At 72.5% G+C, this 13066-nt stretch carries 13 protein-coding genes; 2 read left to right on the forward strand and 11 right to left on the reverse strand.

What is annotated here, in order from left to right; all coding sequences use genetic code 11:
- Positions 1 to 292: 292 nt before the first annotated feature.
- The 5 genes from E1202_RS29945 to E1202_RS29960 all read right to left on the reverse strand — a co-directional run bounded on the left by E1202_RS29945 (position 293) and on the right by E1202_RS29960 (position 4395).
- The gene (locus tag E1202_RS29945) at positions 293 to 1198 is read right to left on the reverse strand and encodes a pseudouridine synthase (protein ID WP_132686671.1); all 906 of its coding nucleotides are present in this window, start codon (positions 1196 to 1198) and stop codon (positions 293 to 295) included.
- A gap of 23 nt (positions 1199 to 1221) precedes the next feature.
- A complete protein-coding gene (locus E1202_RS29950) occupies positions 1222 to 1701 on the reverse strand; it encodes a GNAT family N-acetyltransferase (RefSeq protein WP_235879106.1) in 480 nt (159 codons plus the stop codon).
- 5 nt (positions 1702 to 1706) lie between these two features.
- Complete coding sequence (locus E1202_RS31960; protein ID WP_165939847.1) at positions 1707 to 1871, reverse strand: hypothetical protein; 165 nt, start codon at positions 1869 to 1871, stop codon at positions 1707 to 1709.
- A 131-nt stretch (positions 1872 to 2002) separates the two neighbouring features.
- Positions 2003 to 3451: an MFS transporter gene (locus E1202_RS29955; protein ID WP_132686673.1), complete on the reverse strand. Its 1449-nt coding sequence runs from the start codon at positions 3449 to 3451 to the stop codon at positions 2003 to 2005.
- Between the two features lie 17 nt (positions 3452 to 3468).
- Positions 3469 to 4395, reverse strand: coding sequence for a U32 family peptidase (locus E1202_RS29960; protein ID WP_132686674.1), 927 nt, complete (start codon positions 4393 to 4395; stop codon positions 3469 to 3471).
- 149 nt (positions 4396 to 4544) lie between these two features.
- On the opposite strand from E1202_RS29960, the gene E1202_RS29965 reads away from it, so the two are divergent.
- The gene (locus E1202_RS29965) at positions 4545 to 5306 is read left to right on the forward strand and encodes an IclR family transcriptional regulator (RefSeq protein WP_132686675.1); all 762 of its coding nucleotides are present in this window, start codon (positions 4545 to 4547) and stop codon (positions 5304 to 5306) included.
- 201 nt (positions 5307 to 5507) lie between these two features.
- Here E1202_RS29965 and E1202_RS29970 read toward each other — a convergent pair whose 3' ends face one another.
- A complete protein-coding gene (locus tag E1202_RS29970; protein ID WP_132686676.1) occupies positions 5508 to 5933 on the reverse strand; it encodes a universal stress protein in 426 nt (141 codons plus the stop codon).
- 206 nt (positions 5934 to 6139) lie between these two features.
- Between E1202_RS29970 and E1202_RS29975 the strand changes: the two genes are divergently transcribed.
- Positions 6140 to 7297, forward strand: coding sequence for a S8 family peptidase (locus tag E1202_RS29975; RefSeq protein ID WP_132686677.1), 1158 nt, complete (start codon positions 6140 to 6142; stop codon positions 7295 to 7297).
- Positions 7298 to 7318: 21 nt separating this feature from the next.
- Here the strand turns inward: E1202_RS29975 and E1202_RS29980 are convergent, their stop codons facing one another.
- The 5 genes from E1202_RS29980 to selA all read right to left on the reverse strand — a co-directional run bounded on the left by E1202_RS29980 (position 7319) and on the right by selA (position 13031).
- The gene (locus E1202_RS29980) at positions 7319 to 7651 is read right to left on the reverse strand and encodes a hypothetical protein (protein ID WP_132686678.1); all 333 of its coding nucleotides are present in this window, start codon (positions 7649 to 7651) and stop codon (positions 7319 to 7321) included.
- Between the two features lie 73 nt (positions 7652 to 7724).
- On the reverse strand, positions 7725 to 8705 hold the full coding sequence (locus E1202_RS29985; RefSeq protein ID WP_132686679.1) for a phytoene/squalene synthase family protein: 981 nt from the start codon (positions 8703 to 8705) through the stop codon (positions 7725 to 7727).
- Positions 8706 to 8995: 290 nt separating this feature from the next.
- Positions 8996 to 9934 (reverse strand): non-homologous end joining protein Ku, encoded by a 939-nt coding sequence (ku, locus tag E1202_RS29990; protein ID WP_132686680.1) that lies wholly within the window; start codon positions 9932 to 9934, stop codon positions 8996 to 8998.
- Between the two features lie 64 nt (positions 9935 to 9998).
- Positions 9999 to 11738: a selenocysteine-specific translation elongation factor gene (selB, locus tag E1202_RS29995; protein WP_132686681.1), complete on the reverse strand. Its 1740-nt coding sequence runs from the start codon at positions 11736 to 11738 to the stop codon at positions 9999 to 10001.
- A 9-nt stretch (positions 11739 to 11747) separates the two neighbouring features.
- On the reverse strand, positions 11748 to 13031 hold the full coding sequence (gene selA, locus E1202_RS30000; RefSeq protein ID WP_132686682.1) for an L-seryl-tRNA(Sec) selenium transferase: 1284 nt from the start codon (positions 13029 to 13031) through the stop codon (positions 11748 to 11750).
- Positions 13032 to 13066: the final 35 nt, after the last annotated feature.

Below are 13066 nucleotides of genomic sequence, written 5' to 3' on the forward strand. Positions count from 1 at the left end.
GGCCCCGAACACCCCGGTAGTCCGTCCGCCCGGGCGCGTGTCGAGCTTTCGGCGCAGGTCGTCCCGTCTCCAGCTGGGTTTCCCGATGTCAGCGGAAGTCCTCGGTCGGATTTCAGTGGAAATCGGAACCCGGATTTCCACTGAGATCGGGAAGGTGGGTGACCACCGCGCGTCTGGGACGGTCCGGTGCCCGGAATGCGCCGGTCATCAGGCGCCGGATTACCGGGGTGTTCCGGAGGCCGAACCCCCGGGGTGATCCGTGCACCGCATCTTCGTGGTGAGGGGGCGGGGATCAGGGCCAATCGAGGGTTCGGTGGGAGTGGAAGTGGCGGGGTTCGCCGGTTCTGGGGTCGGGGAACTCCAGGGATCGGGCCAGGAGTCGGAGGGGGTGGGTGAACTCGTCCGGGGACGTCGCGCGGACCTCGGGGTAGAGGTCGTCTCCGACGATCGGCAGGCCCAGGGAGTTGAGGTGGACCCGGAGCTGGTGGGTGCGGCCGGTGCGGGGGTGCAGCCGGTAGCGGGCCAGGTCGCCGCGGCGCTCGAGGAGTTCGACGCGGGTTTCGGCGTTCGGGGTGCCCGGTTCCTCGACGGCGGCCAGCACGCCGCGGCGCTTGATGATCCGGCTGCGGACCGTGCGGGGCAGCGCCAGGTCCGGGTCGTAGCCGGCGATGGCCTCGTAGGTCTTGTCGACCCGCCGGTCGTGGAAGAGCGTCTGGTACGCGCCGCGCAGCGCCGGGTCGACCACGAACAGCACCACACCGGCCGTGGCGCGGTCCAGGCGGTGCGCGGGGGAGAGCTCAGGCAGCCCCAGCTGCCTGCGCAGGCGGATGAGCGCGGTCTCGGTGATGTGCCCGCCGCGCGGCGTGGTGGCCAGGAAGTGCGGCTTGTCGACGACCAGGATCTCCTCGTCCCGGTGCAGGATCTCCAGCTCGAACGGCACCGGCGTCTCCGGTGCGACGTCGCGGTGGAACCACACGAAACCGCCCGGCCGGTACGGGGACTCGGGCGCCAGCGGACCGTCGTGGGTGACGAACCGGCCCGCGCGCAGCATCTCGTCGATGCGGTCGGCCGCCAGCTTGGGAATGCGCTCGACGAGGAAGTCCCGGACGGTGGCCCACCGCCCGTCGGTGGGCAGGTGCAGCCGGACCGGGTCCAGGCCGTCGCGCTGGGGCAGCGGTGAGCGGAGCTTGCGGCGCATGGTCCGGCCAGCATAACCAGAGGTCACAGGGTCATCTTGTAGCCCTCGTGGGAGGCGGTGAACCCGAGCCGGTCGTAGAAGCGGTGCGCGTCGGTGCGCGCTTTGTCGGTGGTGAGCTGGACCAGCGAGCAGCCGCGCCGCCGGGACTCGTCGAGAGCCCACTCGAGCAGCGCCGCGCCCAGCCCCCGGCTCCGCTCGCCGGAGCGCACCCGCACCGCCTCGATCTGGGTGCGCAAGGCGCCTCTGCGGGCCAGACCCGGGATGAACGTCAGCTGCAGGGTGCCGACCACGCGCCCGGCCGAGTCCTTCACCGCGACCAGCAGCTGCGCGGGGTCGGCGTCGATCGCCGCGAACGCCTCGCGGTACGGGGTGAGGTCGGCCGCCGACTCCCGGCCCGCACCGAGCTCGTCGTCGAGGAGCAGGCCGACGATCTCGGCGAGGTCGTCGGACGATGCCCGGCAGACCTGGTACTTCGTCGATCCCACCAGGATCTCCTCGGACACGCGCCTCATCCCAGGAGCTTGGCGAGGAACCAGCCGACCCGGCTGACCTTGCGGATCTGCGGATTGCCCTCGATGCCGTGGATCTCCCACTGCTGGCCGCACTCCGGGCACCGGTACAACCCGATCTGGGTGGGCACCTCGCACGGATGGCCGCGCCGACCTCGTCTCATGACTCGATCTCACCACATCCGCGCCGCGCGGTGCAGTGACAAGAGCCGCCGAAACGGTGACTTTGTGCCTTACGGTCCGCATCGGCGCGTCCGTAGCTTCGGCGGGGTGAGCACGACACGAGGAGTTCGAATCAGTCGCGGCACTCGCAGGCCGGATCCTGACACGCGTGGTTGAGACCGGGCAGCGGAGGAGTCTCCACCCGGTCCCCGCGGCCGATGGTCAGCGCCGCGATCACCCCACCTGCGGCGCACATCACCGCCGAGATGTGCAGCGCCGTCGCGAAACCGGGCCCCAGCGGTGCGCCATCACCGGTGCCCGCCAGCCCGGCGACGACCGGCAGCACCGCCACCGCCAGCAAACCGGCCAACCGCGACACCGCGTTGTTGACCCCCGAGGCGACGCCGCCCCGCTCCGGCCCGACCGAGCCCAGCACGGCCGCGGTCAGCGGAGCGACGGTGATCGACAGACCCAGCCCGAACACCAGCACGCCCGGCAGCACCCCGCCGAGGTAGCTCGCACCCGCCTCGGCGCGGGTCAGCAGCCACAACCCGGCCGCGCAGGCGAACGGCCCGACCGTCATCGGCACGCGCGGACCGGTGCGCTGCGCCAACGCACCCACCCGGCCCGACAGCAGCAGCATGATGATCGTGATCGGCAGCGTGGCGATGCCCGTCTCCAAGGCCGAGTAGCCCATCGTCTGCTGCAGCTGCAACGACAGCAGGAACAGCGCGCCGCTGAGCGCCGCGTAAACCGTCAGCGTCACCAGGTTCGCGCCGGTGAACTGCGAGGAGCGCAGCAGCGACAGCGGCAGCAGCGGACTCGGGTGACGCGCTTCCAGCCACGGGAACACCACGAGCGCGGTGACTCCGGCCACCGCAGCCGTGGTGGATGCGGTGTCCCACCCGGCGGTCGGGACCTCGATCAGCGCGAAGATCGACCCCGCGAGCCCGACGGTGACCGCCACCGCGCCGCCGATGTCCAGGCGTCCGGTGGCGTTCGGGTCGCGCGTCTCGGGGACGTGGCGCAGGGCGAGCATCGCGGCCGCGGCGATCGGCACGTTGATGAAGAACACCCACCGCCAGGACGCCGCGTCGACGAGCCACCCGCCCACGAACGGCCCGATCGCCGAGGACACGCCGGTCAGGCCGGCCCAGCGGCCGACGGCCTCGCCGCGGTCGTCGGGGTCGATGGAGGCGTTGATCAGCGCCAGGCTGCCGGGGACCAGCAGCGCCCCGCCGACGCCCTGCGCCAGTCGCGCGACGATCAGCGCCTCGCCCGTGGGTGCCAGCCCGCAGCCCAGCGAGGCGAGGGTGAACACCACCAGCCCGATCGTGAACACGCGGCGCCGGCCGTAGCGATCGCCCAGCGCGCCGCCGAGCAGCAGCAACGCGCTCAAGGTGAGCAGGTAGGCGTCCAGCACCCACTGCAGGACGCGCAGCCCGCCGCCGACGTCGCGGCCGATGGCCGGAAGCGCCACGTTGACCACGGAACCGTCCAGGAACGCCACCCCCGAACCGAGGATGGTGGCCAGCAGGATCCAGCGGCCGGAACCGGAGCGGAGGGCGACGGCGGTGGGCACGCGCCGACGATAGGCCGCTACCCGGACACGGGCACGGCCAGGCCTTCGGCGGGCAGCGTCGAGACGATCGCGTCGGGGGAGTAGCGCGCGAGCAGTCCGAGACCGAGTTGCGCGCGACGCACCCGCTCGCGGCCGAGCGCGACGGCGGTGGGGGTGAGGTGGCTGCCGCTGGGGTAGATGTTCGGCGCGTTGCGCAGCCCGAACTTCACGTAGACCGGGGCCGCGACGCGCACGATCTCGGCGATCTCGAAGTGCCGGACGAATCCGCCCATGTCGTCGGGCGCCTCGACGTAGATGTCCAGCGGCAGGTCCGTGGCGGCCCGGATCGCCGCCAGCTGACCGAGGCTGAGATCGGTGGGCACGTTGTAGGTGTCGGCGCCCAGGTCCTCGGCGATGCGCACCGAAGCCGGGTTCGCCAGGCCCATCTGGACGCTGATCTTGAACTGCAGGTCGGTGGGCAGGTCGCCGGTCTCGCGCATCGCGGAGGCGACCTTGAGCACGCCGAGGTCGGTGATGAGCACGCTGCGGATGCCGGATTCGGCCGTGCGGCGGATGTCCTCCAGCACGTGCACCAGCTGCTCGGTGCCGCGCGCCTGCGCGGCCACCGGCGCCCCGCCCGAGGACACGGCCATCGCGCTGGTGTCCCACCCGGCCAGCGGCCGGGCGAACAGGCTCAGCTCGACCGATCGCCCGGCGGCGGTGGAGGTCATGGCGGCGAGCTCGTCGTCGGTGAGCAGCATGCCGCCGCTGCCCTGGGAGATCCGGTGCACCAGCACGCCGCGCGCGTCGGCTTCGGCCAGCACCGCGTCGAGCACCTCGGGGCCTTCGGTGCTGGGGATCTCCACCCGGTACTGGGCGCCGTCGGGAAATCTCTTCTCGCTGGTGGCCGCGGTGTCGTCGGTGGGCAGACCCAGGGATCGCAGGAAGTCACGTGTCTGGCGCACCTGTGAAATCTCCGTTCGATATTCCGAACAACGTTCGTAAAATCGTATGGTCGGAACGAAGTGAAGGTCAATACGCCGTCGATATCAGGTACGATGTTCGAAATATCGGTCAACTCGGGGTTGGCCTCGAAGCGGAAGGAGCGCCAGCGTTGGCACGAGCGGTACCGGCCGTGGAACGGGCATTCGACGTCCTCGAACTGTTCCTGGAGACCGACGAACTCAGCGCGCCGGAGATCACCGCGCAGCTCGGGCTGCCGCGCACCACGGTGCACGAGCTGGTCGGAACTCTCAACGAGCGCGGCTATCTGATGCCCACGGGGCGCGCCACCAACAAGTACCGGTTGGGCGTGCGCAGCTTCCAGCTGGGGTCGGCCTACGCCGAGCGGCTGGACCTGGCCCGGGAGGGGCAGCTGGTCGCGGAGGAGATCGCCGAGCGCTGCCAGGAGACCGTGCACGTGGGCGTGCGCGAGGGGGCCGACGTCCTCTACGTCTCCAAGGTGGACAGCAGCCACCCGGTCCGGATGGTCTCGGCCGTCGGGCGCAGGCTCCCCGCGCACTGCACGGCGCTGGGCAAGACGCTGCTGGCCTCGCTGCCGCGCGCCGAGGTCGACGAGATCTACAGCGGCCACAAGCTCGACGCGATGACCGAGCACAGCATCACCAACCGCAAGACGCTGCGCAAGGAGCTCGACGAGATCGCCGAGGACGGCGTCGCCCGCGAGTACTGCGAGTCCAACGATTCCGTGGCGTGCGTGGCGGCTCCGGTGCGCGACACCAGCGGTGAGGTCGTCGCGGCCATGAGCATCTCGGTCCCGATCCTGCGCTGGAACGACGAGACCGAGGCCGCGCTGCGCGACCTCGTCCGGGAAGGCGCCACAGCCCTCTCAGAACGCCTGGGCCACACCGGTTGATCAGGTTTTCGGGGGTTGCGGCGGAGCCGCTGTTTCAGGTGCGGGGCTCAACTCGCACCGCCGCGGGTCCTGAGCGCCTTCGTGGCGAGTACGCCGGGACGCCGTGTATCGGCATACATCAGGAGCGGCGCACGGAGTCTCACGAAGGCGCGCAGGTTCCGCTACTGGCACCGCCAAGCAAAGCAACCACAGAAACAATCTCTAGCGCCGGACGATGACCACCGGGCACTTCGAGTGCAGCGCGGAGCGCTGGCTCACCGAGCCCAGCAGAGCGCCGTAGAAGCTGCCGTGGCCCCTGCTGCCCACCACGAGCAGGTCGGCCTCGGCGGAGGCGTCGATGAGCGCCTGCGCGGCGTGGCCGTGCACGAGCTCGCGCTCGATGGTCACCTCGGGGGTGGCCTGCTTGAACTCCTCGACGGTGTCGTCCAGGCACTGGCGGGCGGAGTCCTCGAAGTCGTCGGGCGGCATCGGACCGCCTTCCCAGGAGTAGAACGCGGGGAACTCCCAGGCGCTGATCGCGCGCACCGTCGAACCGGTGAGCTTGGCCTGTTCGAGCGCCCAGCGCATCGCGCACTTCGAGGGTTCCGATCCGTCCACGCCGACGACGATCCTGCCGTGCTCCGTCATGACGACCTCCCGCGTTGGCCCTGCCTCCATGGAAGTACGCGAGCCTGATCCGCGTCCAGTCCGACGGTGTTGACACGGCGTGTCGACCCCGCCATCCCCGTATCGGGTAACACGAACGGGTTTAGGGGCCCGGAATCCGTTGTGATCGTCGATCTCGGTCGGTTACCGATGAGGCGCATCCGCGCCAACAATCGACGAGGAGCGACATGACCTCCAGCCAGACCGGGCGATACCTGGTCCTGCTCGAAGATGACTCGACCATCATCGGCACCCGAGAGGTGACCCGCTTAACCGGGATCCGCTGCGCCAACACCGCCGACGCGGCGGGCGCGGCACCCGGCGAACTGTTCAGCGGTGCGGGCGGAATCGTGCTGCACCAGCTCGGAATCGCCCTGATCGACGCCGACGAGGAGCAGTTCGCCAACCTGCAGCGCGCGGCGGGCGAGACCGGCCCGATCGCCGGGATCGAGGCCGAGCGCAGAGTTTTCGCCATCGGCGAGCCCACGCCGCCGCCGGAAGGCGAGTTCACCTGGGGACTTCAGGCGGTGCGCGCCGACGCCGCCGCGGCCACCGGAGCCGGAGTGCGTGTCGCCGTGCTCGACACCGGCCTGGACGAGCAGCACCCCGACTTCGCCGGCCGCGACATCGTCACGGGCGCGTTCGTCGAGGGCCAGAGCGCCCACGACGGCCACGGGCACGGCACCCACGTCATCGGCACCGCCTGCGGCCCGCGCACCTCGCAGGCCGGGCCCGGCTACGGCATCGCGCACGAGGCCAGCATCTACGCGGGCAAGGTCCTCGGTGACGACGGGTCGGGCACGGACAGCGGGATCCTGTCCGGCGTCGAGTGGGCGATCTCCAACGGCTGCTCGATCGTGTCGATGTCGCTGGGCTCGCCCACCGAACCAGGCGCGCCGTACTCGGAGGCGTTCGAGCGGGTCGCGCGTCGCGCGCTGGAGCGCGGGACGCTGATCATCGCCGCGGCCGGCAACGAGAGCCAGCGCTCGGCGGGCATCATCGCCCCGGTCGGCCACCCGGCCAACTGCCCGTCGGTGATGGCCGTGGGAGCGGTGGACTCCCAGATGCAGATCGCCGACTTCTCGTGCGGCACCGTCGACGAGGTCGGTCAGGTCGACCTGGCCGCGCCTGGCGTGGACGTCTACTCCAGCTGGCCCGGCGCGGAGCGCTACCGCAAGCTCAGCGGCACCAGCATGGCCACCCCGCACGTCTCCGGCGTCGCCGCGCTGCACGCGCAGCGGTCGCCGGACCGCGCGCGGGCGCTGTGGACGCGGTTGACCCAGTCGGCCCGCCGGTTGCCGCTGCCGGCCACCGACGTCGGCGCCGGGCTCGTGCAGGCACCCTGACCAGGTGAGTTGGGCGGCGGGTCAGTGCTCGCCGCTCAACTCGTCCTCGATCGCCCGAGCCGCCGCCCGCGTGCAGTTGCCGAGGTCTTCGGCCGCGGCGGCGGCCTGGTCGAGCGCCACGTGCACGTCGGGCGGTTCGGTACCGCCACCACCGCTGTCGGCCGCGAGCACGTCGAGCTGCCGGGCCAGGCGGGCGCTGGCCGCGCTGAGGTCGAGCAGCGCGTCGCGCGCCCTCGCCGCCTCCGCCGGTGTCCCCGCGATCGCGCGGGTTCCCTCGTGCAAGCGCTGACCGGCGACGGTGATCATGTCGGCGGTCGCGCCGACGTCCTGCCAACTCGTGGATCGTGCGCTCATGATCGGGCTCCCCGGTGTCGTACAGGCAGGCGGCGAAAGCCGGCCCGGTGCCTTGGTGCCGGGCAGCCCTCGACTACCCGCGAAGACCCGAGGTCAAGCCTCCGCGCACCGCCCGCGAGACCAGCACCACACCGGCCGCGCGCGCGGCGACGGCCAACCGGCGCGAGACGGGCACGGCGATGCGCCTGGCGAACACGGCGTAGCCGGATGCGACCACGTGGTCGAGGATCTCCCCGTAGAGCACCGCCGCCACGCGCACGCACGGACGCGACTCCGGGGCCAGCAGCGCGATGCCCGGCTCGGCGGCCCGGTAGTGCGCCCGGGTCCGCGCCACCTGGTCGGCCAGCGCGCGCCGCACCGGTCCGTCGGCCCGCCCGTTCGCGCGGCACCACAGCAGCCGCTCCCGGTCCACGCCGAACACGGCCAGCTCGTCGGCCGGGAGGTAGACGCGGCCGCGGTCCAGGTCCTCGCCGACGTCGCGCAGGAAGTTCGTCAGCTGGAACGCCACGCCCAGCGCGGCGGCGGCAGCGCGCGCCTCGGCGGCCGGACCGATCGTGCCCAGCACCGGCAGCAGCTGCAGGCCGATGACCGCGGCCGAACCGTGGATGTAGCGCTCCAGGTCGGTGCGGGTGGGGTAGGAGGTGATGGTGAGGTCCATCCGCATGGAGGCCAGGAAGTCCTCGAACAGCACCGGATCGATCTGGTGGCGCTCCACGGTGTCGACCAGCGCGGCCAGCACCGGGTGATCGCTGGTCCCCGACTTCAGCGCCAGGCGCAGCCGCTCCTCGAGCCGTTCGAGCCGTTCGGCCCGCAGCGCGGGGGAGTCCTCGCCCAGCTCGTCGACGATGTCGTCGACCCAGCGCGCGAAGCCGTAGAGCGCGTGCACCGCGGGCCGCCGATCCGGCGGCAGCAGGCGGGTCGCGAGGAAGTAGGTGCGCCCGTGCTCGGCGTTGAGAGCCCGGGAACGCAGGTAGGCGGGACGCAGGGCGGGCGGTACACCGGCGGAGTCGAGTTCACGGCGTGCTCCCACCGCCGACCAGGCACCCGCGTCCATGCGCTGAATCTCAGCACACCGCGCCCGGCCCGGTGCCGTCGGTGGCGCTGCTCGGTGAACCCGGTCACGTGCGGGGACCGCCGGGCACGACCCGCATCCACAGCAGGTGCGCCCGGCGGCTTTTCACACGCGGGATCCCCTCTGCTTCCCGCGCGCCCGTGGGCGGAGAACCAGGCTGCCCACGTGATCGGGACCGTCTTGGGGTGAGGTCATGACGCAAGATTGCGGATCTTTTTCGTCCGCGCCCACGACCTGCGACGTTGCCCCTCCCGCCACGGGTGTGGTGGTGCTCAGGAGGCCCTGCGGGACCCCTGCCCGGCTTCGGCGACGGCCTGTTCGAGCTCGGCGCGCTTCATCTTCGACCGGCCCTTGACGCCCAGCTGCTTGGCGCGGTCGTCGAGCTCGGCCTTGGTGAGCTCCGAGAGGTCCTCGGACGGTGCGGGTGTGCGGCCCTTGCGGGCCTCGTCGACGCTGCGGCGCAGCGCCTCGGTGAGGTCGATGACGTCGGTGGGCTGCGGCGGCGCCTCCGCCGCCTGCACCTCGCCGCCGCGCGCCTTCTCCGCCAGCAGCGCCTCGACGCGTTCGGTGTAGGTGTCGGAGTACTCCTCGGGCTGCCACTCGCCGCTCATCGACTCGATGATCGTGGTGGCCATCTGGAGCTCCTTGTCCGTGGGCTTGGACTGCTCCGGCTGGTCGCCGACCAGATCGGCCGGGTCGCGGATCTCGTCGGCGAAGTACAGCGTGTTCAGCGCCAGCACGTCGGAGTCCGCGCGCACCGCCGTCAGGTACTGCTTGCCGCGCAGCACGAACGTGGCGATCCCGGCCTGCCCGGTCTCCTCCATCGCCCGCCGCAGCAGGTTGTACGGCCGGTAGTGCTCCTTGGAGTTGGGCGCCAGCCAGTAGGTCTTCTGGAAGTGCACCGGGTCGATCTCGCCGAGGTCGACGAACGTGCTGATGTCGATGGTGCGCGAACGGCCCGGCGCGATCTCGTCGAGTTCGGACTGCTCGACGGTGATGATCCCGTCGCCGTGCTCGCGCCCCTTGACGATGTCGTTGTAGCCGACCTCGTCGCCGGTGGTCTCGTTGACCCGCTTGTAGCGGATCCGGTCGGTGGTCCCGCGCTGGTACTGGTGGAACTGGATCGTGTGGTCCTCGGTCGCGGCGTACAGCCCGACCGGAATGGTCACCAGGCCGAAGTTGATCGACCCGGTCCAGATCTTGCGCGGCATGGTGTGCCTCCCATCGCCCGGCGCCTGCTCCCACGATGCGGTGGCGGCCGCAAGATCGCAGCGCTCAGCGCACCAGGCGGTGGGTGCCGTCCGGGAGCCTGCGGGTGCGGCCGCGGCGAGCGAGCATCTCCAGCAAGGGAACCGCGACGCGGCGCGTGGTGTCCAGCGCCCGCTTGGCCTCGCTGAGGGTGAAGGGCTCGGACAGCTCCGCCAGCCGGTGCAGCGCCGCGCGCTCGGCGTCGGGCAGCAGCGCCAGTCCGGGGCCCAGTCGCAGCAGCGCGCCGGTGCGCTCGGCGGCGGCGAGCTCGCGATCGCCGATGCCGAGTTCGGCCAGCTGTTCGGCGGTGGGCGCGCGGAACGGGTGCTCCCGCAGCCCGCTGCGGACCGCCTCCACGGCGCGCGCGACCCGGTCGGGCAGGGCGGTGGTGCCGTCGCTCAGGCGGCCGGCCGCCAGGTGCAGTCCCGCTTCGGCGGCGATGCCGGGCAGCAGCGCCGGATCCGGGAGGTCCAGCGCGCGTGTGGCCGCGCCGGAGGGCATGCCCTCGTGCAGCGGGTGCGCTCGCCGGTGCTCGGCGAAGACCTCGCGCAGCCTCGCGGCGAGCGCGGCGCGGTGCTGCTCGGACACCAGCCACGGACCTGCGGCAGACGGGGTGGCGCCCATCGCGGTCAGCTCGTCGGCCCGCGCGATCCCGCGCCGCCGCAGCTCGTCGGCCCAGTCCGGCGTTCCGTCCATGCCGGAGAGTGTTTCGGCGCGCAGCCGAGCGGCGCCTCGGCGGCGCAGCGGGGGAGGCCGCACGTCGAGGACGGTGACCCCGCCGCGCACCTGGTGCCCGCCGGGGTCGCGCAGCAGCGCGCGATCGCCGATCCGCAGCGGCAGCGCCTCCCGCAACGTCAGCCGGGCGGTGTCGGTGCCCAGCGGGCGGACCCGCGCGGGCACGGCCGCGGAGCCGATGTGCAGCACCAGCTCTCGCGGCAGGTCCGCCGACGGGTGCAGGCGCACGTCGAGGACGTCGGTGGTCAGCCAGCGCCCGGGGGTGATGAGGGCGTGGCCGCGGCGGACCTGGTCGAGGTCCACTCCGCGCAGGTTGACCGCCACACGCGCGGGCGCGGCGATCGACTCCTCGGCGGTGCCCAGGGCGTGCAGCGCCCGCACCGGGGCGTCCAGCCCGGACGGGGTGATGGCCAGCTGGTCCCCGACGCGCAGCGCGCCGCCCTGCAGCGTTCCGGTCACGACCGTGCCCGCGCCTGTGATGACGAAGGCGCGGTCGATCCACAGCCGCACGTCGGCGTCGGCATCGGCGGGCGGAAGCCGGTGCAGCATCGCGTCCAGGGCCTCGGCGAGTTCGTCGAAACCGGCGCCGGTGCGGCCGCTGACCAGCACCGGCGGCATCTGCTCCAAGCTCGTCCCGCGCAGCCGGCGCCGTGCTTGCTCCAGCGCGGGTTCGGGATCGGCGAGATCGCTGCGGGTGATGACCAGCAGCCCGTCGGAGACTCCCAGGGCGTGCAGCGCGTCGAGGTGCTCGTCGGACTGCGGCATCCAGCCCTCGTCGGCGGCGACCACGAACAGCACCGCGGGCACCGGGCCGACCCCGGCGAGCATGTTCGGCACGAACCGCTCGTGCCCCGGCACGTCGACGAACGCCACCGAGCAGCCGTCGGCCAGCTCCGTCCAGGCGAAGCCGAGGTCGAGCGTCAGGCCGCGGCGCCGTTCCTCCGCCCACCGGTCGGGTTCCATGCCGGTGAGCCGCCGGATCAGCGTGGACTTGCCGTGGTCGACGTGCCCGGCCGTGGCCACCACGCGCATGGGCACCTCCTAGTGCGCGGCCAGCACCGCGCGCCGCACCGTCTCGTCGTCGTCGGGGTCGAGGGCGAACAGGTCCAGCAGGCACCGGTTGCGCTCCACGCGCGCCATCACCGGCGGTGCGCCGAGGCGCAGCTGCTTGGCGAACCGCGCGGGCAGCGCCACCGCCGCGCTCGGCAGCACCACCCCGGGCGCCCCGCCGCCGCCGACGCTGGCGCCGGATTCGACCGCCTCGGCGGGAATCCCGGCCGCGGCCAGCGAATCCGCCAGCGCCGCAGCGCGTTCGGCCAAGCCGGATCGGTGCAGCGCTTCGGCCACCGGCGGCCGCGGCCCGCGCACGGTGGCCTCCAGCGCGGCCAACGTCAACTTGTCGACTCGCAGCGCGCGCGCCAGCGGGTGGCGGCGCAACCGCCGCACGACGTCCGCGCGGCCCAGCAGCAGACCGCACTGCGGGCCGCCGAGGAGCTTGTCTCCGCTGGCGATGACCAGATCCGCCCCTTCGGCCAGCGTCGTCGCCGCGTCCGGTTCGCCGGGCAGCGCCGGATCAGGCCGCAGCAGTCCCGAACCGATGTCGGCCACCACCGGCACGTCGAGCTCGCGCAGCTCGGCCACCCCGACCTCGGCGGTGAAACCGCTGATGACGAAGTTCGACGGATGGATCTTGAGCGCGAAACCGGTGTCGGCGCCCAGCGCCTGCCGGTAGTCGTCGAGCCGAACCCGGTTGGTCGTGCCGACTTCGCGCAGCCCCGCGCCGGTGGAGGTGAGCAGCTCGGGGATGCGGAACCCGTCGCCGATCTCCACCATCTCGCCGCGCGAGAGGACGATCTCCCGGCCGGCCGCCAGCGCGGTGGCCGCCAGGGCGAGCGCCGCCGCGCCGTTGTTCACCAGGTGCGCGTCCTCGGCTCCGGGCACCGCGTCCAGCAGCGCCTCGACCGCCGACGCCCCGCGCCGGCCCCGGTCGCCGGTGTCGAGGTCCAGTTCCACGTCGGTGGTGCCCGCCGCCACCTGGAGGGCGTCGCGGGCCGCGCGCGACAGCGGCGCCCGCCCGAGGTTGGTGTGCAGCAGCACCCCGGTCGCGTTGATCACCGGTCGCATCCCGGAGGCCGAACGAGGCAGCGCGGCAAGCGTTTCCGCCACGACGGCGTCCGGATCCAGCAACCCGTCCCGCGCTCGCTGCGCCACCTCCCGGACGATCCTGACGACCAGCTGGTGCCCCAGGCGCTCCACCGCTGCGGCCACGCCCGGATCGGCCAGCACGCGGTCGGTCCCCGGAACAGCACGCCGCCGATCACCCATGCCCCCACCATAGGAAGCCACCCACCTCCTGTCTC

The organism is Saccharopolyspora karakumensis, assembly GCF_004349225.1.
In the GTDB taxonomy this organism is placed as follows: Bacteria; Actinomycetota; Actinomycetes; order Mycobacteriales; family Pseudonocardiaceae; genus Saccharopolyspora; species Saccharopolyspora endophytica.